Source organism: Rhizobium leguminosarum (assembly GCF_002953715.1).
Lineage (GTDB): Bacteria > Pseudomonadota > Alphaproteobacteria > Rhizobiales > Rhizobiaceae > Rhizobium > Rhizobium leguminosarum_V.
Genome location: NZ_CP025016.1, coordinates 47,249 through 73,042, shown reverse-complemented (window position 1 = coordinate 73,042; position 25,794 = coordinate 47,249). Strand labels below are relative to the sequence as shown.

At 60.4% G+C, this 25,794-nt stretch carries 21 protein-coding genes and 4 pseudogenes; 10 read left to right on the top strand and 15 right to left on the bottom strand.

Features of this window, described 5'->3' with window-relative positions; genetic code table 11:
- Positions 1-33: 33 nt before the first annotated feature.
- Positions 34-579 (top strand): annotated as a pseudogene (locus CUJ84_RS35260) (LysR substrate-binding domain-containing protein); the annotation flags it as partial.
- A 170-nt stretch (positions 580-749) separates the two neighbouring features.
- Here the strand turns inward: CUJ84_RS35260 and CUJ84_RS35255 are convergent.
- Entirely contained in the window at positions 750-2,306 is a 1,557-nt protein-coding gene (locus tag CUJ84_RS35255) for a gamma-glutamyltransferase family protein (protein ID WP_105010078.1), read from the bottom strand.
- 134 nt (positions 2,307-2,440) lie between these two features.
- On the opposite strand from CUJ84_RS35255, the gene CUJ84_RS35250 reads away from it, so the two are divergent.
- The gene (locus CUJ84_RS35250; RefSeq protein WP_105010077.1) at positions 2,441-3,700 is read left to right on the top strand and encodes an amidohydrolase family protein; all 1,260 of its coding nucleotides are present in this window, start codon (positions 2,441-2,443) and stop codon (positions 3,698-3,700) included.
- A gap of 94 nt (positions 3,701-3,794) precedes the next feature.
- On the opposite strand, the gene CUJ84_RS35245 is transcribed toward CUJ84_RS35250, so the two are convergent.
- The 9 genes from CUJ84_RS35245 to CUJ84_RS35205 all read right to left on the bottom strand — a co-directional run bounded on the left by CUJ84_RS35245 (position 3,795) and on the right by CUJ84_RS35205 (position 13,707).
- Positions 3,795-5,294 (bottom strand): FGGY-family carbohydrate kinase, encoded by a 1,500-nt coding sequence (locus tag CUJ84_RS35245; protein WP_105010076.1) that lies wholly within the window; start codon positions 5,292-5,294, stop codon positions 3,795-3,797.
- Positions 5,295-5,309: 15 nt separating this feature from the next.
- The gene (locus tag CUJ84_RS35240; protein ID WP_065283570.1) at positions 5,310-6,110 is read right to left on the bottom strand and encodes a BtpA/SgcQ family protein; all 801 of its coding nucleotides are present in this window, start codon (positions 6,108-6,110) and stop codon (positions 5,310-5,312) included.
- Positions 6,111-6,230: 120 nt separating this feature from the next.
- Complete coding sequence (gene atzF, locus CUJ84_RS35235; RefSeq protein WP_105010075.1) at positions 6,231-8,063, bottom strand: allophanate hydrolase; 1,833 nt, start codon at positions 8,061-8,063, stop codon at positions 6,231-6,233.
- Positions 8,064-8,073: 10 nt separating this feature from the next.
- Positions 8,074-8,679 carry a cysteine hydrolase family protein gene (locus tag CUJ84_RS35230; protein ID WP_105010074.1) on the bottom strand — a complete coding sequence of 202 codons (606 nt, stop codon included), beginning with the start codon at positions 8,677-8,679 and terminating at the stop codon, positions 8,074-8,076.
- Positions 8,672-9,358 carry a cysteine hydrolase family protein gene (locus tag CUJ84_RS35225; RefSeq protein ID WP_105010073.1) on the bottom strand — a complete coding sequence of 229 codons (687 nt, stop codon included), beginning with the start codon at positions 9,356-9,358 and terminating at the stop codon, positions 8,672-8,674. The genes CUJ84_RS35230 and CUJ84_RS35225 overlap by 8 nt, the downstream gene beginning before the upstream one ends.
- Positions 9,355-10,500, bottom strand: a complete 1,146-nt coding sequence (locus tag CUJ84_RS35220) for an ABC transporter ATP-binding protein (protein WP_105010072.1) — start codon at positions 10,498-10,500, stop codon at positions 9,355-9,357. The genes CUJ84_RS35225 and CUJ84_RS35220 overlap by 4 nt, the downstream gene beginning before the upstream one ends.
- A gap of 10 nt (positions 10,501-10,510) precedes the next feature.
- Complete coding sequence (locus CUJ84_RS35215) at positions 10,511-11,332, bottom strand: carbohydrate ABC transporter permease (RefSeq protein ID WP_105010287.1); 822 nt, start codon at positions 11,330-11,332, stop codon at positions 10,511-10,513.
- A gap of 5 nt (positions 11,333-11,337) precedes the next feature.
- Positions 11,338-12,237, bottom strand: coding sequence for a carbohydrate ABC transporter permease (locus tag CUJ84_RS35210; RefSeq protein ID WP_105010286.1), 900 nt, complete (start codon positions 12,235-12,237; stop codon positions 11,338-11,340).
- A gap of 174 nt (positions 12,238-12,411) precedes the next feature.
- Entirely contained in the window at positions 12,412-13,707 is a 1,296-nt protein-coding gene (locus tag CUJ84_RS35205) for an ABC transporter substrate-binding protein (RefSeq protein WP_105010071.1), read from the bottom strand.
- A gap of 410 nt (positions 13,708-14,117) precedes the next feature.
- Here CUJ84_RS35205 and CUJ84_RS35200 point away from each other — a divergent pair, with 410 nt between their 5' ends.
- Positions 14,118-15,626, top strand: coding sequence for a flavin-containing monooxygenase (locus CUJ84_RS35200; RefSeq protein ID WP_105010070.1), 1,509 nt, complete (start codon positions 14,118-14,120; stop codon positions 15,624-15,626).
- Between the two features lie 8 nt (positions 15,627-15,634).
- Here the strand turns inward: CUJ84_RS35200 and CUJ84_RS35195 are convergent, their stop codons facing one another.
- Together CUJ84_RS35195 and CUJ84_RS35190 are read right to left on the bottom strand one after the other, a co-directional pair.
- The gene (locus tag CUJ84_RS35195; RefSeq protein WP_105010069.1) at positions 15,635-16,723 is read right to left on the bottom strand and encodes a questin oxidase family protein; all 1,089 of its coding nucleotides are present in this window, start codon (positions 16,721-16,723) and stop codon (positions 15,635-15,637) included.
- Between the two features lie 52 nt (positions 16,724-16,775).
- On the bottom strand, positions 16,776-17,588 hold the full coding sequence (locus tag CUJ84_RS35190; protein WP_432444940.1) for an SDR family NAD(P)-dependent oxidoreductase: 813 nt from the start codon (positions 17,586-17,588) through the stop codon (positions 16,776-16,778).
- A 169-nt stretch (positions 17,589-17,757) separates the two neighbouring features.
- Here CUJ84_RS35190 and CUJ84_RS35185 point away from each other — a divergent pair, with 169 nt between their 5' ends.
- Together CUJ84_RS35185 and CUJ84_RS35180 are read left to right on the top strand one after the other, a co-directional pair.
- Positions 17,758-18,612 carry a DeoR/GlpR family DNA-binding transcription regulator gene (locus CUJ84_RS35185; protein WP_105010068.1) on the top strand — a complete coding sequence of 285 codons (855 nt, stop codon included), beginning with the start codon at positions 17,758-17,760 and terminating at the stop codon, positions 18,610-18,612.
- Positions 18,613-18,643: 31 nt separating this feature from the next.
- On the top strand, positions 18,644-19,837 hold the full coding sequence (locus tag CUJ84_RS35180) for an amidohydrolase family protein (protein WP_105010067.1): 1,194 nt from the start codon (positions 18,644-18,646) through the stop codon (positions 19,835-19,837).
- A 228-nt stretch (positions 19,838-20,065) separates the two neighbouring features.
- Here the strand turns inward: CUJ84_RS35180 and CUJ84_RS35175 are convergent.
- Both CUJ84_RS35175 and CUJ84_RS35170 read right to left on the bottom strand, forming a co-directional pair.
- Positions 20,066-20,206, bottom strand: a pseudogene (locus CUJ84_RS35175) (transposase); the annotation flags it as partial.
- 94 nt (positions 20,207-20,300) lie between these two features.
- A pseudogene (locus tag CUJ84_RS35170) lies at positions 20,301-21,041 on the bottom strand (LysR substrate-binding domain-containing protein); the annotation flags it as partial.
- A gap of 99 nt (positions 21,042-21,140) precedes the next feature.
- Here CUJ84_RS35170 and CUJ84_RS35165 point away from each other — a divergent pair.
- From CUJ84_RS35165 to rsgA, 5 genes and pseudogenes are all read left to right on the top strand, one after another.
- Complete coding sequence (locus CUJ84_RS35165; protein ID WP_105010066.1) at positions 21,141-22,490, top strand: NfeD family protein; 1,350 nt, start codon at positions 21,141-21,143, stop codon at positions 22,488-22,490.
- Positions 22,491-22,518: 28 nt separating this feature from the next.
- Positions 22,519-23,283, top strand: coding sequence for a slipin family protein (locus tag CUJ84_RS35160; protein WP_027686801.1), 765 nt, complete (start codon positions 22,519-22,521; stop codon positions 23,281-23,283).
- A 107-nt stretch (positions 23,284-23,390) separates the two neighbouring features.
- Positions 23,391-23,669 (top strand): annotated as a pseudogene (locus CUJ84_RS35155) (site-2 protease family protein); the annotation flags it as partial.
- A 160-nt stretch (positions 23,670-23,829) separates the two neighbouring features.
- Positions 23,830-24,006 carry a hypothetical protein gene (locus CUJ84_RS38555; RefSeq protein WP_199788895.1) on the top strand — a complete coding sequence of 59 codons (177 nt, stop codon included), beginning with the start codon at positions 23,830-23,832 and terminating at the stop codon, positions 24,004-24,006.
- Between the two features lie 35 nt (positions 24,007-24,041).
- Positions 24,042-25,094: a ribosome small subunit-dependent GTPase A gene (rsgA, locus tag CUJ84_RS35150; RefSeq protein ID WP_105010065.1), complete on the top strand. Its 1,053-nt coding sequence runs from the start codon at positions 24,042-24,044 to the stop codon at positions 25,092-25,094.
- A gap of 87 nt (positions 25,095-25,181) precedes the next feature.
- Here the strand turns inward: rsgA and CUJ84_RS35145 are convergent, their stop codons facing one another.
- A complete protein-coding gene (locus CUJ84_RS35145) occupies positions 25,182-25,430 on the bottom strand; it encodes a hypothetical protein (protein ID WP_105010064.1) in 249 nt (82 codons plus the stop codon).
- Positions 25,431-25,794 lie beyond the last annotated feature (364 nt).

Sequence of the window (25,794 nt, the reverse complement as noted above, 5' to 3'; positions counted from 1 at the left end):
GGGAGAACAGGCAAGAGTGTAAGGAACGCACCTCGCATCCAGCTTTACGAGGTGAACCGCGAGTCGATCGAGGAAGGCTTGCTAGTCAATCGCTACGACATTTCGGTGTTGTTGACCTCGAACATCCTGAACAGCGCACTTACCACGGAGACGCTTTTGCGTTCCATCCGCAGGCTCTGGGTGTCCGCGCAGCATTCGCTGCTGAAGCGTACGGCGGTCGGCCTGCAGAATATCGCCGAGGAGCCCTACATCATGCTGACGGTGGACGAGGCAGCCTATTCGTCGTTGAAGTACTGGAGCACGACGCCTTACCAGCCGCGGGTGATGCTGCGCACCTCGTCGATCGAGGCGGTACGCTCCATGGTCGCCAACAACCTCGGCGTGGCGATACTGTCCGATATGGTGCACCGCCCCTGGTCGCTGGAAGGCCGGCGGATCGAGACGATCAACATCACAGATCCGGTGCCACCGATGGATGTCGGCCTCGCCTGGCGCGCCAACAGCGACTTCACTCCGGCCATGCATGCCTTTCGCCGATATTTTCAGCAGGCTTTCGGCCTGCCGGGCACCAATGCGTGAATTCGTCTTCGAGACTCGGCATACCAGCAACGACTGCCGGCATGCGCGCGCAGCTGATGATACAAAGCGCTCACCACGGCTACCCTAACAATAATGGTCTGGCACCGTTCGCCGTCACCAAATCGTGCGGATCCAATTTCCACGTGGCGCCAATCCCGTCACTTGGGCCATCAACTACCTGCAACGAGTAACGCGACCCCGTCCCCACGCGGGTCATGGGCGCCCGCAAGCGAGCCATCCTCCTGCCGCGCAATGATGCCGGCTTGTCCGGAAAGGGGACTTAGCCGATCGATGGGGGATAGCATGTGGCCACGTGCGGCGAGTTCTGCGAACACGGCGTCGCCTGCGCTGACTTCCAGCTTCAGGCTATCGCGGCTGTCCGAGAAGGTTTTACCCAGCAGGAAGCGGGGTCCAGTGAGCGCGACCAGCGGATCCTCGCCGAAATCGATCAGGCGCGTCAGGATCATCGACAGGGTCTGCGGCTGGCCGTCCGCTCCCTGCGTTCCGTAGATATAGGCTGGTCTACCGTCTTTCAGCCCCAGTCCCGGATTGAGCGTGTAAAAAGGGCGCTTTTTCGGGGCGATCGCATTGGGATGCCTGGGATCAATGGAAAAGGCAGCGCCGCGATTCTGCCAGAGAATGCCGGTGTCGCCGACAACGACGCCGCTACCCCAGTCGAAATAGGTGCTTTGCAGAACGCTGACGCTTCTGCCCGAGGAATCGGTCACGCCGAAGAAGACCGTGTCGCCGGGGCGGAAAAGCTGCGGCCAGTCCATTGCGCGTTCAAGATCAATGGAGCGTGCCGATCTTGCCAGGTGTGGCGGGCTCAACCAATCCTCCACTGGCTGGTTCGCGAAGTCCGGATCGGCGATCAGGCCGCGATCCAGAAAGGCTCTTTTGATCGCTTCAACGCAAAAATGAATATGATCGGCGCCGCCGGATGTCAGCTGTTTCATATCGAAATAGGACAGAATGCCCATGATCGCCAGCGTCGAAATGCCCTGCGTCGGCGGTGGCGGGGCCAGCAGTTCCACGCCGCGATAAAGCAGGCTTGCCGGTTCGCTCTGGCGTGTACGGGTCGCGGCAAGATCGGCGGAGGTGAGCGGCGATCCCGCAGCCAGCAACCCTTTTGCAATCCGTGCCCCGAGTTCGCCTTCGTAGAAACTGCGCGGACCATCGCGGGCGATCAGTTGCAGCGATGCCGCCAGCTCTTGCTGCCGGAAAGTCGTCCCGACCTGAGGGGCGATGCCGCCGGGCATGAAAACCTCTCTGAAGCCCGGCCAGTCTGCGACCTCGGACTTTCGGAAATCCAGCCAGAAGCTCTGCGATTTCGTGACGGGGAAACCGTCCGCCGCGTGCCCGATCGCATCGTCAAGCAGACTGGAAAAGGAAAGGCCTCCGCCCCAATTCCGGACAGAATAGTCATGGGCGTGACGCCAGGCATCCACCGCGCAGGCGGATGTGAGCGCCGACAACGGTCCTCGCAAGGGGATGCCGCCGTCAAAGCCAGGCAGGATGCTGGCCGCTTGGCCGATACCGAGGAAGCAGTCCTTTCGGCCCTCTTCATCTGCGACGATCCAGACAGCGTCGCCACCAAGACCACAGAAATGCGGATAGACCACAGCGATCGTCGCGCCGATGGCGATCGCGGCGTCGAGCGCATTTCCGCCATCCCGCAGAATACGGGCGCCGGATTCGCTGGCCAGACGATGCGGACTCGTTACCATGCCACCTCGTCCTTGCGCAAATCCGGGTCCCTTGGTCCGTGGTTCGCTCAGCGTCATGCGTTCTTTCTTCCAAGGCTTGTCTTTTGGGCAAAACCGGTTTCAACGTGTCTCCAATACACGCCCAGGAGACAAGCATGGCCATCGATCTCGTGATCCGCAATGCATTTCTGCCGGGGTCCGATGGCTTTACGGATATCGCGTTCGCGAATGGCCGTATTGCTGCAATGGCGCCCCACTTCGTTTGCGATGCGCCGGAGTACGATGCCCGCGGCCGTTTGATCAGCGGGGGCTTGATCGAAACGCATATCCATCTCGACAAGGCTGGGATTATCGGTCGATGCGTGCTCTGCACGGGCACGCTGGCTGAAGCTGTTAGCGAGACGTCGAAGGCAAAGGCTGCCTTCACCGAGGAGGATGTTTACGCGCGCGGTGCCGGGATCGTCGAACAGGCGATCCTCAACGGCACGAACCGGCTGCGCACATTCGTGGAGATCGACGGGCGCGCCGGGTTCCGGTCCTTTGACGCCATCAAGCGGCTGCGTGCCGACTACGCTGCTGCCATCGACATCGAAATCTGCGCCTTCGCCCAGGAAGGGCTGACCAACGATCCGGGTACGGAGGAAATGCTGGACACGGCATTGGCGTCCGGCGCGGATCTCGTCGGCGGATGCCCCTACACCGATCCGAACCCGGACGACCATATCCGCAGGATCTTCGATCTTGGCGAGCGTTACGGCGTGCCGGTCGATTTCCATCTGGACTTCGATCTCGATCCGGCCGGATCCAATCTTCCCCTGGTGATCGCCGAAACTCTGGCGCGTGGCTACCAGGGGCGCGTATCGGTCGGTCATGTGACGAAGCTGTCTGCCCTGCCGCCGGAGGCATTCGAGGCCGTCGGCCGCAGTCTGACGCAAGCCGGCATCGCGGTAACCGTGCTGCCGGCAACGGATCTGTTTCTGACGGGGCGGGCGGCAACGCATCTTGTTCCGCGCGGCGTTACGCCGGCGCATCGGCTGGTGGAGCTCGGCGTCCTCACGACGATCTCGACCAACAACGTCCTCAACCCGTTCACCCCCTTCGGCGATGTCAGTCTCATCCGCATGGCCAATCTTTATGCCAATGTCGCGCAGATCGGGACCGCCGAGGCCCTCGAATCGGTCTTTGACATGATCACGATCAATGCCGCCCGGCTCCTGGGCCTGGAGCAATATGCGCTTGACGTCGGCGGTCCCGCCACGCTCGTTCTGTTCGATGCGGTATCCGGCGCTGATGCCGTAGCCAGGCTTTCCCCAGCAGTGACCGGCTGGAAAAATGGTCGGCAGACGTTTTTGCGGCCGGCATCTCGATTGCTCTTCGGGCAACAACATCAAAATCTCGATGGTCGGCTGGAATAGCGGCTTTAGGCGTCTAGCGTTCCGCATAGATGGCTCTCCGCACGACGGTGAAGCGTCACCAAATATTCCTTCGACACGCGAAGCCCCCTGATTGTCATTGCCAAAGGGGAGAAAGCTGCCCGTAGAGATCGCGGTAGCGGCGATAGGCCTTTCGATAGTGCACGCCGTTTTCCCAGTTTGGTTGCAATTGTTCGGCAAAGGTGACGAAACGTGTGATGCCGCGCCAATCATCCGTCAGCCCTGCGCCGATCGCGGCGGTCCAGGCTGCGCCTATGCAGGAGCCCGGATGACCGGACAGGCGTTGGACCGGGGCTTCGAGAACATCGGCGACGATTTGCATCCAGATCCGGCTTTGCGCGCCGCCGTCCGAGACGAAATAGCGCGTCGGCCTGTGGCCCATATCGATGAGGACCTCGATATGATGGCGGATGGCATAGGCATAGGATTCGAGCAAGGCCCGCCAGATATGGCCGAGATCATGCGACAAGGTCAGACCTTCAACCACGCCGCGTGCGGCGGGATCGTGAATGGGCGTTTTTTCGCCGAGAAGATAAGGCAGGATCGTCAATCCGTCGGCGCCGGCGCTTCTTTTATCCGCCATCCCGTCCAGGTGCTGGTGGATCGTCAGCCCCGCGGCCTTCGCGGCTTCCTTTTCTCCGCCGGCGAAGGTTTCGATGAACCAGTTCAGCGCCGAGCCGCCGGTCGACATGCATCCATTTGGCATGAAAAGTCCCGGCACCAGATGATAGTCGAGGAAGAGGCGAGCGTCGGGACGCACGACATCCGTCGCCGTCAGGATATCGACGGCGCCGCCGAATTTGAGAAGCACATCGCCCGCATCGACGACGCCAGCGCCAAGCGCCGAAGCGATCATATCCGCTGCTCCGGCAACGACCGGCGTGCCGATGGCAAGTCCGGTTTCGCGCGCGCCTTTTTCATCGATATGACCCGTGATTGCATGCGACGCCCGCTTCGGCGGAATGACCGAGCGCGGTATATGCGCGAGTGCGACGAGGCCGTCATCGATCTCGTGCCGCGTGACATCGACGAAACCCGCTTCGAGCGCCCAGTTCTGCTCCACGGCAAGCGCGCCCGTTAGCCGGTAGTTGATATAGTCATAGGAGCCAAGGACAGTGGCGATGCGCTTGAAGTTGTCCGGTTCGTGCCGTTCGATCCAGCGCAACTTGGCAGTGACGAGTTGCTGGTTTATGCCGTTTCCGGCCTTTGCCAGGAATGCCGCTTCGTCATATTCGGCCTTGAGGTCGGCGACTTCCGCGCCGCAACGGCCGTCGCTCTGCTGGATGCTCGGTCGGATGACAGTCCCGTTTTCGTCGAGCAGAACCACGGCCGGCAGCATGCCTGTCGTGCCGATCGCCCGGATGTCGCTTGCCTTCGCCCCGCTCTTTTCCAGAAGCTCCGGAATGATCGAGCACACGTTTGCCCACCAGTCTGCCGGATCCTCCTCCGCCCAGCCGATATCCGGCGATCGAAGGGAAACGGATCGAGATGCGGTGACAAGGATTTCGTCAGGCAGCCTCAGCAGGATACCGATGGTCGAGGTCGTTCCGATATCGAGGCCAAGGACCATGGTCATTCGCCAATCTCCAATCTAGCGCAACGTTTCGACCAAATCCATGAACCGCTTGACACGGCTGCCGTCAACGGCGTTCCACGTATTGCCGTCGATCTTGAAATGCGTGCCGATCACCACGCCTTGCGCGATGGACAGGACATCGCGCACATTGTCGAGATTGACGCCGGTGTTTGCAAAGACGGGCACTTCCGTCACGGCCTCGCACACCGAGCGCAGATCGGACGCTTCGGCCGGCTGGCCGGTGATCGGACCGGACACCAGGATCGCGTCCGCCAGTGACGAGAACACCGCGCTCTTGGCCCGCAGCGCGATGGGCCGCTGGTCGAGCGAATAGGCGAATTCGGCATTGATGTTGAACAGCAATTTCATGTCGTCGCGACGCAGGGCGGCGCGCAGACGTGAGGCACTGGCGCAATCCGGCTGCCAGAGGCCCATGTCGGATGCAAACAGGCCGGTGAAGATTTCCCGTACGAAACTGGCGCCGGTCACGGCGCCGATGGCCACGCTTGCCGATGGGTCCCAGAGATAGTTGACGCCGAAAGGAACCTTGATGGCGGGTTTGATCGCCTGAACGATGGCGGTCATCGCCGCAATACTTTCCGGCGAGCCCTTGAAGACGTAGGGCCGGTCGTTTTCGTTCCCGAACATGATGGCATCGACACCGCCGTCCTGCAGCTTCTCGACATCCGTCAGGACGTCGTCGATCAGTTTTTGAACGCCGCCGTCCGCATTATAGAGCGGCGAGCCGGGAAGCGCACCGATATGCGCCATGGAGATCACGACCTTTTTGCGGTCGCCGAAGCAATCAAAGATCATTGTATTTTCCTTCCTTGCAGGCATGCCGATGTCCGGATCGAGGTGAACCGGGGTCAGGCATATGCGTGTTTCCAATGTTCGAGTTTGTCAGGTGATGTGCTGGATGTTCGTCGATCATTTCTAGGCCGCGACGCTTTGGCGGTAGGCCCGCCAGCCGCCATAGGCTGTGATGTCGGGTTGGCCGTCGATGGCCGTGCTTTCGCAGAGGAAGCCGGTGACCTCCGAGCCGTCCTGGAGTGCCAGCTTTCCGACACCCAGCGGTGCTGGAATGCGGGCGATGAAATCGCCAAAGCCGGCGGCCGGCAAGGCCCAGACTTCGACCGCGATTCCGGCGCCGCCATCTGCTGCGCGGATAAGGCCGGGCTTGGGCGGGACGGTGCCGTTCAGTGCGTAGAGCCGGTAGGCGTCGGTTGTCTTTGCCGCGCGGCGGAAGATGCCGCCGCGTGTCGTCAGTTCGTGATTGAGCGGCATGCCCGAGAGATGGGCGCCGACAACGGCGATCTCACGGTAATCTTCTTCAAGCGGCAGGGCTGCCGCTTCGGGATAGGGATTGTCAAACATGGCGAGCGAGAGACCGGTCGAACGGTGGAAGGCAGCGGCGATCCCCGCCGCCTTGGCTTCCTGAAAGCCAGGCGCCAGAAACGTCACGCCAAGCGGCAATCCGTCGTTGCGGAAACCGTTGGGGACGGCAATGCCGCAAAGTCCCATCAGGTTGACGAAGTTCGTGTAGATACCGAGCTTAGCATTCAGCGAGATCGGGTCGGCGGCGATTTCATCCTTTGTGTAGACGGTCGGCGCGGTCGGCACCATCAAGACGGCGATATCCTCCCAGACGGACCGCGTGTCGCGCTTGAGTTCGGCGATGCGGTGGATGGCTGCAAACGTATCGAGGGCTGTGAACTTACCCGAATTGGAAAGGATCTGGCGTGTTACGGGATGAATGGCGTCGCGGTGTTTTTCCAGCACGGCATCGAGGCTGAGAGCACGCTCCGAAATCCACGGGCCCTCGTAGAGAATGCGCTGCGTTTCCTCGAAAGGTGCGAAATCGATCTCGACAACGTCTCCGCCCAAATCCTGCATTCGGGCCACGGCCTCTGCGAACAGGCGCTCGGCCTCTGTATCACCGAAGAAACGCAGAGCTTCGCCCTTGGGGATGCCGAAGCGGAAGGATGGCGGCGGGGTCGCTGGCATCAGCGGGACGGCATCGGCCTCCGGTTTGGAGAACGGGTACGTCGGATCGTAGCCGCCGATCAGGTCTGTCACCTTCATGCCGTCTTCGACGGTCAGTGCGAAAACCGCAAGAGTCTCGATGGTTTTCACGCATCCGCCACCCGAAACGCAAGCATTGCTGATGAGACCCGGAGTGGGCTTTATGCCGACTATATTGTTGAAGCTTGCCGGCACACGACCGGAACCGGCCGCATCGTTGGCAATGGAAAAGGACGAGAGGCCGGCTGCGACCGATACCGCCGAGCCGGAGCTCGACCCCCCTGAAATATAACGCTCGTCGAAAACCGAGGAGCAGGCGCCGTAGGGTGTGCGCATGCCGACGAGGCCGATGCCGAACTGGTCCATATTGGTCTTGCCGATCAAGATGGCGCCGGCATCGAACAGCCGCGTGATCGCCTGACCGCTGGAGGTGGCGATATAGGCGCTTTCCTTCAGCGCATTGGTGGTGGGCAGGCCGACGATGTCGTTGCAATCCTTGACGGAGAAGGGGATGCCCCAAAGCGGCTGGCCGTCATGCCCCTTGGCTTCAAGGGCTGCCGCCGCTGCCAGGGCATATTGCCGCGATACGAGATGGATCCAGACGTGGTCGTCGCCGCGCGAAGCGATACGGTCGTAGATGGCGGAAATGACCATGGTCGGCGTCAGGGCGCCGGTGGCATAGGCCTTGGTCAGTGTGTCGAGATCGAGACTGCCAGTTGCAGCAGACCAGTCTTGCTTGGACATCGCAGGTTCCTCAGATTTCTGTAAGGGCCACTTTTGCGGCGGCGGCGGAAGCAACGGTGCCGAACAGGCCATTGCCGAATGTGGTGATGCGCAATTGCGCGGCATGGCGCGTCTCGCTCGTGCCTTGGCAGGCGTCGGCAACGGCAAGGCACTCGAAACCCATATCGTTGGCGGTGCGTTGCGTGGCGTGAACCAGCCCGTCCGTCGGCAATCCGGCGATCAGAAGATTGCGGATACCACGAGCCTTCAGCTCGGCTTCAAGGGGCGTCCTGTAAAAGGCATTGTCGCCAGGATGATCGACCACCAGTGCTGAGTCTGGGAGAATGAGCTGTGGCGGAAAGTCCCAGCCGCCGGAGCCTTCGGCAGGCACGACATCGTCACCGTCCCGTCGGGCGACGCAGCGCGATGCCGCGACGAACAGGCCGCGGTCGAGGGCGACCGACAGCAGGTCCAGTGCCGTCGTAAAAGCCGGCGTGGCAGAAAGCGCGAAAATCGTCCCTTGCTGAAAGCCAAGCAGCAACAGGGCGGTATCAGCCGATGACCAATGCCCGTCGAATGGAAAGGAATACGGTTCTGCATCGATCTGGCGGAATGTTCTGGTGCCGCGGTCAGACATCGGCCTGCTCCAGCATGGTTTGGAAGGCGGCAAGGCAAGAGACGCCTCCCCAGCGGCCGCCAAAGGCTTTCAGAATCTCCAGCGTCGCCAGATGGTTCGGCGTTTCGACGGCGGCCGTGCAGTCCTCGAGCAGCACGCATTCGAAGCCGCGCTCGAAACCGTCGCGCATGGTTGACTGGACGCAGCAGTCCGAGGTGACGCCGGTGATAACCAGACGCGAGATGCCGAGGTTGCGTAGTTCCGCCTCAAGATCCGTTTGGTGAAAGGCAGATTTGCCGGGCTTGTCGATGATCAATTCCTCAGCTTCGGGAGCGAGTTCCGGGATAATCTGCCACCCCGGCTCGCCACGGACGAGGATCCGGCCCGTGGCGCCCATGTCGCCGATCCCCAGCCCATGGACGCGGGTGCGCCATTGTTTGTTGGCGGGGAGATCGGACAGATCAGGCAAATGCCCCTCGCGCGTGTGGATAACGGCGATGCCGGCGGTCCTTGCCGCGGCAAGTGCCTGGCCAATCGGCGGAATGACGGCGCGGGTGTTGGAAACGTCTTCGCCAAGCTGATCGATCCAGCCGCCGGGCGCGCAGAAATCGATCTGCATGTCGATGAGAATAATCGCCATCGCGCTTTTGACGGACGTGCCGCCACGTGGCCAGAAGCCTGATGCGGGATGTTTGCTCATAGCGCCATGCCTTTTTCCGCGTCGAAGATATGGATGGCCGAAGGATCGACCGAGAAGGTCAGCATATCGCCCGTCGTGACTGGATGACCGCTGTCGATCATCGAACGCAGGCGCGGACGGACGGACATCAGGTCCTTTTCCTCTTCGATGACGGTGGAATGGATCATGGTGGCATCCTGGACATCAAGATGAACCAGAAGCGTTGCGCCCAGGTCCTCGACAAACGCGGTTCGCGCCGAAATCGTGCCAACCCCGCCGGTATCGCCCGACCGCTTGAGTGCTTCGGGGCGGATGCCGACGATCACCTTGCGTCCAGGCACGATTTCGGCGCGCTCGCCTGTGGCACCGAGCGACAGGGTGAAAGCGCCCAGTTGGACCACAGGCTTTCCGTCTTTTGCCGCAATGGTCCCTTCGAGGAAATTGATCGGCGGCGAACCGATGAAGCTGGCAACGAACAGATTGACCGGATTGTCATAGAGACGGCGCGGCGTGTCGAGTTGCTGGAGGGTGCCCTTGTTCATCACGGCGACCCGGTGGCCCATCGTCATCGCCTCGACCTGATCGTGGGTGACATAGACGGTCGTCACAGCGCTCATGCGCTGCAGCTTGGCAATCTCTGCGCGCATCTGGCCGCGAAGGCGGGCGTCGAGATTGGAGAGCGGTTCGTCCATGAGAAAAGCATGGGGGGAGCGCACCAGAGCACGGCCCATGGCAACGCGCTGCCGCTGGCCGCCGGACAACCGGGCGGGCTTGCGATCCAGATAGTCGGTGAGTTCGAGCAGGGCCGCCGTCTCGCGCACTTTTTTCTCGATGATCTCGCGCTTGACGTTGCGAACCCTGAGACCGAAGGCGATGTTGTCGGCAACCGTCAGATGCGGATAGAGTGCATAGGACTGGAACACCATGGCTATGTCGCGGTCGCGCGGCGCCAGATCGTTGGCGACCTGTCCGTTGATGCGCAGTGTGCCGCCGGTGATGTCTTCAAGGCCGGCAATCATGCGCAGGGCCGTGGACTTTCCGCAGCCGGACGGCCCGACGAGAACCATGAATTCTCCATCGACGATATCGAGGTTCAGTCCATGCAGCGCGGAATGACCGCCCTCATAGGTTTTGGAAACATCCTCAAAGGAAATTTGGGCCATCGATCGGCTCCTATTGTACGCCGTTGGTCGCGCCCTGAACGAAGTAGCGGTTCAGGAACAGCGCCATCAGGACAATTGGAATGGTGGAGAAATGCGCCAAGGCACCGAGCGAGCCCCAGGTGACATCCTTGGTGCCGTAAGCGGTCAGCAGGGCCACGGAGATCGGCTTGGAATCGAGTGTCGTCAGGAACATCGGGTAGAGAAAGTCGTTCCAGGAAAACATCACGCAAAACAGCACGCAGGCGATGATGCCGGAGCGAACCGCCGGCACCGCGACCTTGAGAAACGCGCCGATCTGGGTACAGCCATCCGTAAGTGCCGCTTCTTCCATATCGCGCGGCAGGGCGCGGAAATAGGAAAACATCATCCAGGTCACAAAGGCGCAGTTGAGCATGGTGTTGATGATGATCACGGCCCACCAACTTCCGAGCAAGCCGATATCGCGCATCATCAGATAGAAGGGGATCAGCGCCGCAATGGCCGGAACCATGCGGATGGCGAGGAAGAAATAGGCGAAGAAATTGGCGTAGCGGGAACGCGAGCGGGCAAGGGAATAACCGGCGGGAACGCCAAGGAGCAGTGAAAGAACGGTGGTGCCGAGGCTGATCACGATGGAGGATCGCAACAGCGAGACGACATCGAAATAAGACAGTATCCCGCGAAACTGGTCCAGCGTGGGTTGGAAGCCGAGCTTCGGGGGAATGGAGAAGATCTGATTGGACGGCTTGTAGGCCGTGGTGATCAGCCAGAGGACGGGCAGCAGGAACAACACCGTGATGACCAGCACGGCTGTCCGCTCGAACACGATCTGACGTGTGGAGACCTTCGACATCGGCATTACTTCCCGTTGATCCGGACATCAGCACCGCGCACGACGAGCAGAAGCACGGCTGCCATGACGGCGATGAACAGCATGGTGATGTTGCCGATCGCCGAAGCGTAGCCGACGTTGAAGAACTGAAGTCCCTCCTTCACCGCCAGCACCATCAGCGTGTTGGTCGCATCGTTGGGGCCGCCGCCGGTCGTGACGAAGACGGAATCGAACACACGGAACGCGTCCATCATGCGCAGCATGAGCGCGAGGAAGATGGAAGGCAGCATCAGCGGCAGGATGAGGAGAGTGAAGCGCTGCAAGGCCGTGGCCCCGTCGGTGCGGCCTGCCTCCAGAACGTCGTTTGGCAGGGATTTGAGCCCGGCAAGCAGGATCAGCGCCATGAGCGGGGTCCATTCCCAGCAATCGATGAGGATCAGCACCCAGAGTGCCGTTCCCGCATCGGTGAGGAAGCCGGTTCGCGGACCGATGCCGGCGTCGGCTAGAAAATAGCCGACCAGCCCGTAGTCCGCGCCGAGAAGGGCCTTGAAGATGAGGCCGACGACCAGCGGCGTGATGGTGGCGGGAACGAGCAGAAAAGCCAGCGCGATGCGGTTGAAGCGACTGTCACGCCACAAAAGCAGCGCCAGTCCGAATCCGAGGATCAGCTGCAGGCTGACGCTGGCGATGGTGAATTGAAAGGTATTGGCGATCGCCTGGCGAGCGGAACGGTCCGAAAAGATTTCGACATAGTTTCCAAGGCCGACGAATTTGGTGCGGGCCGGACGCAGCAGATTGTAATTGAAGAAACTATACCAGACGCCCTGAGCCAGCGGCCAGACGCCCACGGCCAGCACATAAAGGACAGCCGGCGCCGCCATGAAGAAGAGGAAGAAACGGCGGCGATCGGAAAAACGGCGGCTTATCGGGAAGAGACCCATGCCGTATCGCCGCTGTCCGCCGGCGGCTTCGCCCGTGGCGAGGAATGGCTGGCTCATGTCGGTTTCATTCCTGACGTTTTGAACGCGATCCCCGTTCGTTTACCTTCTCCCCGCCTTTCGGCGGGGAGGCTGATCTTCGCTGGATCGAAGGAGGAAAGTCTAGAAAAGTTTCTTGGCTTCCGCCTGAGCCTCGTCCAGAGCTGCCTTCGGCTCGGCAGCGCCTGCCAAAACGGAGTTGACGGCGGCGCCGAGGATGTCCTGGATTTCCGGATATTCAGGGATGCGCGGACGATAGTCGCCATTGCCGTTTTCATAGGTCTTGGCGACGACAGGCAGGAAGTCGAATTTTGCTGTCAGGTCCGGATCGGTCATCTGGCTCTTGCGCATGAACGAACCGGCGCCTTCCAGATTGAATTCCTTGTGGATCTTCTTGCTAGTGAGCCATTTGATGAAGGTCCAGGCGGCTTCCTTCTGCTTCGCATCGATATCGGCATTGATCGCCATGCCCCAGCCGCCCACGCCGTATTGCGGCGAAACGCCGTTGGCGACCGGCGCGACGGCAATGCCGACCTTGCCGACGACGTTGGACGACGCCGGATCGGAATAGCCGGGAGCGCCGACTGACCACGTCTGCATCATGGCTGCAGCACCCTGCCGGAAACTTTCCTCGCGCCCGCCCCAATCATATTCGATGGCGCCGGGAGGCGCGGTCTCGACGAACAATTGCTTGTAGACGGCAAGGCTCTCGACGTTTTCGGGCGAGTTGAGCGCCGGCAGGCCATCCTTTCCAAGAATGGAGCCGCCCATCTGGTTGTTGTACTGCATCCAGTCCTGCGCGACCGCCGGACCCTTCTGGCCGTTGGCCACGAAGCCGTATTGCTTCTTGGACGGGTCGGTCAGCTTCTTGGCGTCCGACACCAACTCTTCCACGGTCTTCGGCACTGCGAGGCCGGCGGCCTCGAACAGGTCCTTGCGATAGGCAAGAACATTGGCGTAGGCGGCGAAGGGGAAGGCAACATAGTGGCCGTTGTACTGGCCAAGCGATTCAAGGATCACCGGATAGATGTCGTCGAGGTCGAGTTCCGCTGCATCGCGCTTGACCCAATCGGTCAAATCGACGGAATAGCCGTTTTCCGCATAGGCGCCGGCCCAGACGATGTCCATCGTCACGAGATCGTAGCCCTTGGTGTCCCCGACGAAATCGGCGGTCGTCTTGGTCAGCAACGTGCCGTAGTCCATGACTTCGACCTTCAGCTCGGCGCCGGTGTCTTCCTTGAATTTAGCGGCGAGCTTGGTCAGGACGCCGGCAAACGGATCGTTCTGCGAGGCAAGCGTAAGAGTGACGCCATCCAGCGGCTTGGCATGCGCAAAAGCTGTCGATGTCATCAGCGTCATAAGAGCGATGCTGAGCAGGCGAGTCGTCCGGGGCATCGGGAATTCGGAGATCATGGTCATGTGCTGCCAGCCTTTCCTACGAGATTGAAGATCTGACGCGAAGCTATCTAAGCTTGAGCAGCTGTCAAACAAAATTTCACATTAAACGCGCAAATATAACGAAACTGAACATTGATGATGAATAGTTCTGCGGACTGATTAAAGTTTCGGCATGACCTGCATTTTATAGCGGCATTTTTAAAGATTTCGCCCCGGTACCCCAGGAAATCGGGAGAAAAATCCCATGCTTAAGAAATGTACACCTTTTTGCGAGAAGCGAAGATCTCCATTCTAAGGAGCGGCGCTGATGGATTCCGTTGTTAATTGCCAGCTACAAATGCGGCAGTGAGAGGGAAAAATAACATAATCACACACTTTACAACTTTCCCGCAGTCACTATTCTCGCCTCAAGGTCGACGGGGAGCATGAATATGCAGAGCGCAACGGGCATTCCGGAGACGCCAGCAACTGATGCGCGCGGCGCACTTGCGGGGGACGCCCCACGAATTGCCGATGACGACGCCCTTACGCTGCTTGAAAAGCGTGTCCGGCTGGAACTGGCGGTTATCGAAACGCCCTTGCGGGATTGGATTCCCGAGCGGCGCGATGAAGATGGCCGTGTGATCAACGATGTGGTCATCGTCGGCGCCGGACTGTCCGGACTGTCGCTGGCCTTCGGGTTGATGCGCCAAGGCGTGACGCGCGTAAAGGTGATCGATGCGGCGCCCACAGGGCGGGAAGGACCCTGGCTCAACACGGCGCGGATGCGCACGTTGCGGTCTCCCAAGAATCTGACGGGTCCCGACCTTGGCGTGCCGTCGCTGACCTACCGCGCATGGCACGAAGCAAGGTATGGTGTGCAAAGCTGGGAAGCGCTCGACAAGATCGAGCGCGGTGACTGGATGGCCTATCTCGTCTGGTTTCGGGGCGTTGTCGGTATGCAGGTCGAAAACGGTGTGCGCCTCACCGGCATCGAGGCGTGCGACAATCATCTTGCCTTGCGTGTCGAAGAAGCCGGCGTTGAGCGCGTGATCGCCTGCCGCAAGGTCGTTCTGGCGACCGGCATGGATGGCGCTGGCGGTCTTAATGTACCAGCCGCTATCTCCGGCGCCCTGCCGCGCGAACGCTGGACGCACAGCGGAGAGGTCGTCGGTCTGGATTTTCTGTCCGGCAGGACGGTAGGCGTCATCGGGGCGGCGGCGTCGAGTTTCGACTGGGCGGTGGCAGCGCTCGAGGCCGGTGCAGCATCGGTGACCGTACTGGCGCGCTCGCGCAGCCTGCCGCGCACCGAAGTGCTCGACTGGTCGAATTTTGCCGGTTTTCTCAATCACTTCGCCGATCTGGACGACCTCAGTCGATACCGGTTTGCGCGCCGGATGTTCGCCTTCAGAACGCCGCCGACCACCGAGATGTTCGAGCGGGCAATGCGTTTCCCGGCATGCCGGCTCGTCATGGGTGCCCGGGTCGAAGCGCTGGGGATGCAGGATGAGCGTATCGCCGTGGCAACCGCTGCCGGCGATTTCGCCTTCGATCACCTGTTGCTCGGCACCGGATATAGCGTCGATCTCCGGCGCCGGCCGGAACTTCGCGGCATCGTCGATGCCGTGGCCACATGGAGCGACCGTTTCACCCCGCCGGAAGGCGAGGTCGATGGTGATCTTCTGGCCTATCCCTATCTCGGCCCTGCCTTCGAATTTCAGGAGAAGACGGCCGGGCAATGGCCGTTGCTGCGCGATATCCACATCTTCAACAGCGCGGCCGTCCCAAGCCTCGGACCGGTCTGCAACGGCATTACCGGGCTGAAATCGGGGATCCCACGGCTTGTTGCCGGTCTATGCCGCGGACTGTTCCTGCAGGATGCGGATCTGTTTTACCGGTCGCTCGACGCCTATGACAAAATCCATTTCGAGCCGCCACCGGCGTCTGGCAAGTCAGGCTAACCCAGATATCATTCGATGAGTCCGACCCGGCGTGCTGCGACGACACGATAGAGCGGATCGCCGGTGTGGCGGTATTCCTCGAGTGCCGAAAAGACGAGCGAGTGATCGTGCTCGTCGTCGGAGGCGACGGCGGCTGCGGCGATCGCCTCGTCAGGCGGGACTTGCAGCTTGCGCCAGGCGTCGAGCATCTCGGCACTGGGCAGATCCGGCATGCCGATCTTGGTGTAAAGCGACAGCACGACTTCCCAGAAATGAACTGCGAGGATTTGCGGTTTATCGAGATGGGGGCTGACAAGGCGCAGCCAATGGCTGCCGGTCAGAGCGTGAAGCGCCTCGAAGCTCATCGTACCCGCGTAAAGCGCCAGAGAGGCCTGGCGCATCCGGATCAGAAGATCGTCCGTTGGCGCAAGCCGCCCGAGGCGCTGCTGAAAAGCGGGTATATGGCCCACAGCTTCGATCCATTTCCACAAAAGCGTCGAGGAAACGGCAATGTTGCGGAAACTTGGTTCCGATTGCATCGAGAGGATCAGTTCGGCCGGGTCGTCTACGGTTGGGGAGCCGGCGAGTGGCGGCGGAAAGGCGAGATAGGTCGCGGCCCAGTAACCGAGCGCGATGCCGATCTCCGTTTCGTCACGGCGCAGGACGGCATAGGCAAGACGCATAAGGCCATGGGTGGCGGAGGCCGCCACGCCGGGGAAAAGCGCGGGCAGATGAAGACGGATGGCTTCGTTGCCACCAATCCTTGAAACGACGCCGGCGAAATAGTCGCGCAGATCGGTTTCCCGTTCGCGCTGGCCAACCGCCGAGCGCCAGGTCGCATCGGTGAGCGATGAAACAGCCGGTGGCGGAAAGGGCACTGCATGTGCGACTGTATAGTGACGAGCGTAGGCTTCCAGCCGTTCCGGCGCTGCCCCGAGCCTGCCCATGGCCTCCAGCACCATAGGCAGGTGATTGGCAAGATAATCCGGAAATTCGCCGCTGCGCCTGCCGACGTCTGCGATCAGCGGCCGCAATCGCGCACTGGCCCTCGGATGACGGTAGATGGCGCTTGGTGAATCAGGCTGGGTGTCGACAGTGATCTGAGGGTTTCGTTCCATCGTTTTCATCCATCCCCCCGCGCTATCGCGTTGTCCGTGCGGCGCAATTTCATCAGTCCATGCGAACGCCGCCGGTCACGTTGATGCCCTGTCCGGTCATGAAGCGGGCGCCGTCGGAGGCCAGGAAACGAACGACCACCGCTACGTCTTCCGGCTCCTCGATTCGTCCCATTGGCGTCAGCGTCACATATTCCTGACGCACCTCGTCTGGCGTCATGTTGCGAAGCCTGCCTTCCCAAACGATTTCACGCTCCTGCATGCTTGTGCGTACGAAGCCGGGGCAGACGGCATTGATGCGGATGCCGGAGGGAGCGAGCTCGCGTGCAAGCGCCTGCGTCCAGCCCAAAACCGCAAACTTACTGGCGGAATAATGTGCCAGCAGCGGCGCGCCGACCTTGCCCGCGAGCGAAGCGGTGTTGACGATGACGCCCTTGTTTCCTGCCGCCAGAAAATGGCGAACGACAATCTGGTTGCAGAGGAAAACACCCTTGGCGTTGACGTCCATGTTGAAGTCCCAGTCCTCGTCCGTCAGATCGATGGAGGCCTGCATGGTCGAAACGCCGGCATTGGCGCAAAGGATGTCGATGCCGCCCCGCTCGGCGATCACGGCATCCATCGCCGCCTGCACGGAGGCGCGATCGCGCACGTCGATGCTGCCGAAAAAAGCACTTTCGCCCAGTTCATCGGCGAGAGCAGCGGCGCGGTGACCATCGAGATCGAGGATCGTGACCCGCGCGCCTTCTGCGTGAAACGTTCTGGTAATTGCCGCGCCGATGCCTGATGCACCGCCGGTGACTACGACTGATTTTCCTACGAATTCCGACATGAAGCCCCTTGATCTCGCAAGCTTGGAAACGAGCGCCATTTAACGATTTTTCGCATCTTTGAACATTATATAACAAAAAACAACCTTTATTCACGCGTATGCCTGTGTTACGCACAAACAGCCGACATATCGCGACCCTGGCAGCAACCATCAGGAACGACGCGAGAACGGCCAGACGCTCTTTGGCAACCCGTTTACGGAAGCAAGCATGGAAAAAGGCCAACCTGCAGACACCGAGGTGGATCTTGAGCCGGATGCCGGTCCAAGCGAAGGCCGAACCGACCGGGTTCCGGCGGTGCTGCGACAGACGCATATCATTGCTTCATTCGAAAAGAACGGTTTCGTGTCGATCACGAGCCTTGCCGACGAGCTTGGCGTTTCCGGTATGACGGTACGCCGCGATCTCGATCTTTTGGGAAAGCGCGGACTGCTCGAACGCACGCATGGCGGTGCGGTCGCCGCAGGTCCGCTGGCGACGCTCGCCTTCGACGAGGAAGAGCCACCGTTCGAGCAGCGCATGCGCCGGCAAGCGGTGCAGAAATCCTCGATCGCCGAAGCAGCGGCGAAGCTGGTCGCCTCGGGCGAATCCGTCGGCCTCGATGTCGGCACATCCATCCTGGCGCTCGCGGGGGCCTTGGCGTCCCGGAGGGATCTGCGCGTTTTTACCAACAATCTGCGCGTCAGCATGCTGATGGCGGACGGAAAAAGCAACGTCTACATTCTGGGCGGGCAGGTACGCTGGCCAGAATATTCGGTGATTGGGCCGCAGGCGGTTGAAGCACTCAAGAGCCATTTCCTCGACAAAGTCTTCATCGGCGTTTCCGGTCTGGATCCAAGCGGCTTCTACGACTATTCGCCCGAGGATACCGAAGTCAAACGCGCCTTTATCGCGAATGCAGGCAGCGTGATCGTGCTGTGCGATTCATCCAAATTCGGACGCCGGGCCTTGTCGCGGATCGTCCCGCTTGAAAAGGTGAACATCCTTGTCACCGATGCGCCGCCCCCCGCCGATCTCGTCGCCGCATTGGGCGAGCGCGGTGTCCGGATCATCGTGGCCGCATGACGCGCTGATGCCAAGAGAGTGAGGATGTCACGTGGCGACACTTTTCTCCAATGGAAGGCTTGCCGAGGCCGGTCCGGTCGATATCAAGGTCCGCGATGGTCGGATAGAAGCGATATCGGCGGCCGGCACGGCGCCGGTCCAGGCCGGCGAAACGGTGGTCGATCTCGGTGGTCGGCTGGTCCTGCCGGGCTTGGTCGAGGGACATATCCATCTCGATACCAGCTTCTATGGTGGCAAATGGATTCCCCACAGGCCCTGCACCAACGGTTTCGACGTGCGCGAACGTGTCGCGTTCCAGCATGAGAACATGGCGATCGCCGAGCCGATGGACGTGCGCGCCCGCAAGCAGCTGGAGCTTTGCATCGCCAACGGCACGACTGCGATGCGCAGTCACGTCATGGTCGATGCCTCCGTGGGTCTCAGTTCGCTCGAAACGATCCTGACGGTCCGCGAGGAATATCGTAGCCTCATCGATCTCCAGCTTGTTGCCTTTCCGCAGAGCGGCATCCTGACAAGCCCCGGAACATCCGATCTCCTCGACAAGGCGATCGAGTTTGGCGCCGATCTGGTCGGAGGTCTGGATCCAGGAAGCTTCGACCGTGATATCGAAGGTCACCTTGCCGTAGTGTTCGGCGTGGCGGCGCGGCGCGGCGTCGATGTCGATATCCATCTGCATGACGCCGGTTCGCTCGGTGTCTTCACGATCGAGCAGATCTGTGCCCGAACCCGTGCGCTCGGCCTGGAGGGTCGCGTGGCCGTCAGCCATGCCTACGCTCTCGGCGACGTCGCTCCCGACATTGCGAAACGCGCAGCCGATGAACTGGCGCGCAGCGGTGTGTCGATCATGACCAATGCACCCGGCGCACAGTCGTTCCCCCCGGTCGCCTTGCTGCGCGCGGCGGGTGTCACGGTTTTCTCGGGAAGCGACAACATTCGCGATTCCTGGTGGCCCTATGGCGATGGCGACATGCTCGGCCGGGCGATGATGATCGGCTACCGTTCGGGATTCTATACCGATGAAGAACTGAATACGGTATTTGATGTGGTCACCGCCTCCGGTGCCAGGGCCTTGCGACTGGAGGGATACGGTCTGAAAATCGGCGCAAGGGCCGATTTCATTGTGCTTGAAGCGGAGCATGTAGCCGAGGCTGTCGTCTCGGTTCCAAGATCGCGCTCCGTCTATAAAGGCGGTCGGCTTGTCGCTCAGGACGGAAAACTTAATTAAGTACGGATACGCCTAAATAATGGCATCAGCCATCTGGGTCGGGGGCTCATCGATATGATCAACCATCGCAGGCCGGCGGTCGCGTCCGTGTCTACCTGCCACCGAATGCCAACCGTTGCCGGGTATGAACCGGTCGGCTTGCGCTGCAGGAGTTTCCGCACAATCCTCTCAATGCGAAAGTTGCAAAACCGGCACCACGATAGCCAAGCCGGAAGAGGTCCATTAGCGGGATACCCCAACAGAATGGTCACCCTTCTTCGGCAGGCCGGTGCCGTCGATCACCAGAAAGGCATCTGAAGCCCCGACAATCTTGTCGGCCTGCACTGCCAATTCCGCCTCAAGTGGACCGGCGTCCCAAATGCCATCAGCTCGCAGCTCTTCCTTCTGCCTGAGGCCGTCCCTCATCGAAAGCTTCCCCGGCTTGTCTTGCTGGCATCGCGACGTGACTCACTCGATAGTGGCCCGCCGGGACCTGCTCTTCAAAGAACTTCGAGATTGAGGCGATGCGCGGCGGTAGCGCCTGGTAAGGGGGGTAGTAGAGGGTCAGCCACAAGTCCGGCGGCGACCAGTCCCGCAAGACGTGGACGAGCCGTCCGGTCCGCAGATGCTCGGCCACATGGAATTTGGGCAGCATGGCGACCCCGACGCCGTCGGCCGCCATCCTCGCCAGCACCTCTCCGCTATTGGCGCTAAATGCCCGGCCCGCGGAAATCGTGGCGCTGCGACTGCCGTCCGATAGCGTCCAGGTCTCCCGATTGCTGTCACCGCTATAGGCCAGGCAATCGTCGGGAATGAGTTCGTTCGGATGCTTCATGTCGGAAAACCGGCTGCCCGGCGCTGCGACGAGGATACGGCGCACGACGCTGATCTTGCGCCAGATCGTGAACTTGTCCGAAGGGGCCGCGGAAATGCGGATTGCCAGGTCATAGTCGTCATCGATGATGTCAACGAGTCCATCCGCAAGCGAGATCTCGAAGCTGATCTTCGGGTAGCGTTCCTTGAATGCCGAGAGGATGGGCGGCAGGACCTGCTGGCCTAACCAGGTCGGCGCGCTGATTCGCAGGCGGCCATGATCCGCCTTGTGGGTATTCATCACGTCCTTGCGCGCATTGCCCAACGCCTGCACCGCCGGCTGTATCTGGGCGGCGAAGATCGCGCCGTCGGTCGTCAGCGACACCTGGCGCGTGGTCCGCACGAAGAGTTGAGAAAAGACTTATCTCTTACCGTTTCGCAGTTCTGCCATATATTTCAAAATATGAGAGTCCGGCGGACGATTGTGTGGCGTTTGGAGCTTTGGCGGTGGATGCCGTCAATCCTTGCTTTGCTGCTGACGTTGTTCTCGGCTTTGGGCCCGGCGACGCCCGCATCTGAAACTGAGCGTGTCGCTATAGTCCTGAAGATGAACGGGGCGATTGGCCCGGCGACGGCCGACTATGTAAGACGCGGCCTTCAACGGGCCAGTGAACGTGGCGCCAGCCTGGTTGTCCTGCAGATCGACACGCCCGGCGGTCTCGACACGTCGATGCGCGACATCATTCGTGCGATCCTTGCCTCCTCGATACCGGTCGCGAGTTTCGTTGCACCCAGCGGAGCACGAGCCGCCAGCGCCGGCACCTATATTCTTTACGCAAGCCATATCGCGGCAATGGCACCGGGCACCAATCTGGGTGCGGCGACGCCGATCGCACTTGGCGGCCAACCATCCGATGGTGACCGGAACGACAGCCCTGATACGACTGGCAAGCAGCGGCAAGTGCCGCGCGATGCCGGCGAGGCGAAGGCGATCAACGATGCGGCGGCCTATATCCGCGGGCTTGCGGAACTGCGCAATCGCAACGCCGACTGGGCGGAGCGCGCCGTGCGCGAGGCCGCGAGCCTTTCCTCCGCCGCAGCTCTGCGTGAGAAGGTCATAGATTTCGTGGCGACCGATATAAACGATCTGCTGGCACAGGCGCAGGGCCGGGTCGTGCGGGTCGGTCAAACGGATGTCCGGCTCGAAACATCGGGCCTCATCGTCCAGGAACTTGAACCGGACTGGCGAACCCGCCTGCTTTCGGTGATCACCGATCCGAACATCGCGCTGATCTTGATGATGGTCGGTATCTACGGCCTGATCTTTGAATTTCTGACGCCCGGGACGCTGGTGCCGGGAACGATCGGCGGCATCTGCCTGCTGCTTGGTCTCTATGCTCTGGCCTTGCTGCCGGTGAGTTTTGCGGGCCTCGGGCTGATCATTCTCGGCGTGGGTCTGACGGTGGCCGAGGCGCATTCGCCGTCCTTCGGCGCACTCGGCGTGGGCGGCGGCATCGCACTGGTGCTCGGCGCTACCATCTTGTTCGACACGGACATACCCGGGCTTAAGGTTTCCTGGTCGGTGCTTGGCGCAATCGCCGTCGCCTGCCTTGCTCTTAGCCTTGTCATTGCCCGTCTCGCCTTCATCTCGCGCTGGCACGATGTCGTCACCGGCGGCGAGCAGATGATCGGAATTTCAGGCAAGGTCGACAGCTGGACGGGCATCTCGGGCTACGTCATCGCCCATGGCGAGCGCTGGAAGGCCGTTTCAACTGAGCCGCTTGCCGCTGGCGACCGCGTGAAAGTGACCGGCCGGGATGGGTTGACGCTCGAAGTGGTCCGCAGTTCGCAGGAGGCCTGACGGCCTTCAGAATGCAGGAGGAAAAGTCATGGGCATGTTTGCAGATCTCGCCTTCTATCTTGTGATCATCTTTATTCTGCTCGTCGTCGTCGCATCTGCGATCAAGATCCTGCGGGAATACGAACGCGGCGTGGTTTTCACGCTTGGCCGTTTCACCGGTGTCAAGGGGCCCGGCTTGATCCTGCTCATCCCCTATGTCCAGCAGATGATGCGGGTCGACCTGCGCACGCGGGTACTCGACGTGCCCGGCCAGGATGTCATTTCGCATGACAATGTTTCGGTCCGCGTCAGCGCGGTGATCTATTTCAGGGTCGTCGATCCCGAGAGGTCGACGATCCAGGTCGAGGACTTCATGATGGCGACGAGCCAGCTCGCCCAGACGACACTGCGCTCGGTGCTCGGCAAGCATGACCTCGACGAGATGCTGGCGGAACGCGACAGGCTCAACATCGACATTCAGGAAATCCTCGACGCCCAGACCGATGCCTGGGGCATCAAGGTCGCCAATGTGGAGATCAAACATGTCGACATCAACGAATCGATGATCCGCGCAATTGCCCGTCAGGCAGAAGCCGAGCGCGAGCGGCGCGCCAAGATCATCAATGCAGAAGGCGAACAGCAGGCTGCAGCCAAACTGCTTGAAGCAGCCGAGATCCTCGCCAGGCAACCCGAGGCCATGCAACTTCGTTATTTGAGTACATTGAACGTCATCGCCGGCGAAAAGACCTCGACGATCATATTTCCTTTTCCGATGGAGTTCGGCAATTTGATGCCGCCCAAACCGGACCGATGACGACGCCTTGAATGCGTTGTTTTTGCCGATGTAGCGATGGTCCTGCGGTCAAGGTGTCAGCTAAGAAGCGCGTTTGAGATCTTCATCAGAATGGAAGGGAGTGACCAATGAGTCGGTCCTTCAAGATCGGGACGATCGGCGGCACGGCAGTACGCGTTCACATCACCTTCGCGCTCCTGCTCGTCTGGATATGGCTTGCGCATTATCGCATCGGCGGCGCGCCGGCGGCCTGGGAAGGCATTGCCTTCATTCTCTCCGTCTTTGCCTGCGTCGTGTTACACGAGTTCGGCTATATTGCCGCTACGCGCTACTTCGGGATCAAAACGCCGGATATTACCTTGCCGCCGATCGGTGATATAATTCGCCTCGTTCAATTCGAGACCGAATCGCCAAGCACCGCGACAGCACCTAATGATAGGAGCGCCTTGAACGGGATCGAACCGGCGTTGGCTAATCGTAAAGCACCTGATAGATCATAGACCGCCGAGTATGAGGTCTTGGCACCATCTTCAAAGAGAACCCTCGGACCGGACTGGAGAGCTTTTGATGGGCTGGAAAATACCGAAGATCGAATACGTGAATGGCTATAAGATCGTTGAAGTTGAAGGGCCTACATTCAAAGTCTACGACGACGACCGTCAGCTGGGGGACGATTTCCCCTATCCCGGCGAAGCTGCTGCTTACGCAACCTCTTTGCCAAAACGGGATCATCCACGCAGCTAGGCGAGAAGCCACGGAAGATCATTGAAAAACCCTTTATGGCAGCCTTACCGAATGCGGAACAAGATTTGACCAGCTCCCAACCTTCTTCACCGCTGGAACTGCTTGGGTGGTCTGAGTTCTTCGCGGACCAGGTCCAGCCCAGCGAAGCGGACTTGATCCCCAGACGCGTCGCTTCAGTTCACCGAGCACGCATCGAGGCGATCGATGTCACCGGACCGGTCGGACTGGAATTTCCAGCCAATACCAATACTGGTGACTACGCGGTGGGCGACTGGGTTCTTGCCGATCCAATGAGTGACATGCTTATCAGACGTCTCGACCGAAAAAGCGTCTTTCAACGACGCCCGGAAGGCGGACGTGGCCAGCAACTTGTTGCCGCCAACGTCGACACCCTGTTGATCGTGACCTCGTGCAACGCCGATTTTAATCTTGCTCGGCTGGAACGTTACCTGATCATGGCCAACCAGGCCGGGAGCAATCCGGTGATTGTACTGACGAAGGCTGACACCGCGGAAGATGCCGGCATGTTCCAGGCGCAAGCCGAGGCTTTGCAGCGTGACCTGCCTGTCATTGCCTTGAATGGGCGCTCCGCGGACGCCGTTTCCCTGTTGAGGCCCTGGTGCGGCGTTGGCCAGACGGTTGCGCTGGTGGGATCCTCTGGTGTCGGAAAATCAACGCTGGTGAACACCATGACTGGTCCTGAATCTGACACAAAGCAAAAAACAGGCACTATCCGCGAATATGACGCGCAGGGCCGACACACAACCACGGCGCGATCTCTGCATGCAATTTCAGGCGGCGGCTGGGTCATCGATACACCCGGAATAAGAACGCTCTACGTGAGTGATGTCGCCGACGGTATAGACACCCTCTTTGCTGAAATAACCGAACTGGCGCCGCTTTGCCGCTTTCGCGATTGCACCCATGCCCATGAACCGGGGTGCGCGGTTCAGGCAGCTGTCGCAAGCGGTGCCCTGGTCGCCGATCGCCTGGAACGCTGGCGGAATCTGCTTGCAGAAAACCGCGACCGAACACCGGTCGTGAGCGGACCCCGCGGCAACAAGATCGTTCGCAAGAAGAAATATTGAAAGTGTTGAACGTTTGCGACGCTGCTCATCGGCGGCAGCCACGATCCGCCACCTGAATTGGCTGGGCTGTGGTGATAGCGTCAGCACTCAATGAGTGGGATTGCGGTCAAAAAGAAGACCTTGCAAGCGGCCGCTCCCGCTTGTGAGGGATATGTCTTTGAACAACCGCGATATGAGGCGCGGTCGCAATCCTTGCCTCTCATCGATGAGGAGGAATGACATCCTCTTTATCTCGATCGTGATCACGCCTGCATTGTCATGGCGACGATAATTCCCGGAATCGATCGCATGGAATCCATTTTCCACCGCCCAGGCGGCTATCATATCCGCGTTCATCAAGGTCCTGCTTTAGGAGATGCGGACGTGCTTTCTCTAGCTGTCCCGCTCGTGCAAATCGCTTTGCAGTCCTACGGATACCGTAACTGAAACGCTCTAATCCAGCCAAATCCGTCGAAGATTACAGTTCCCGCTTAGGTGTTGCGAGAAAGACTCGGAGCAATCGTTGTCAATCGGCACGACTCAACCGAGGCCCCGCCCGTTTAGTGCTCTTGAAGGGATCTGAACCGGCGACTTTGATTTATGGAACCCATGTAGATGCTGGCACAGTGGCGGTGGAGCAGATCGGCTAATTCAGCGTCTGCAATCTGTCGGTTCTCTACACTGATGCTCGTGCCGAGCGACCCAACAAAGGAAAATCGAG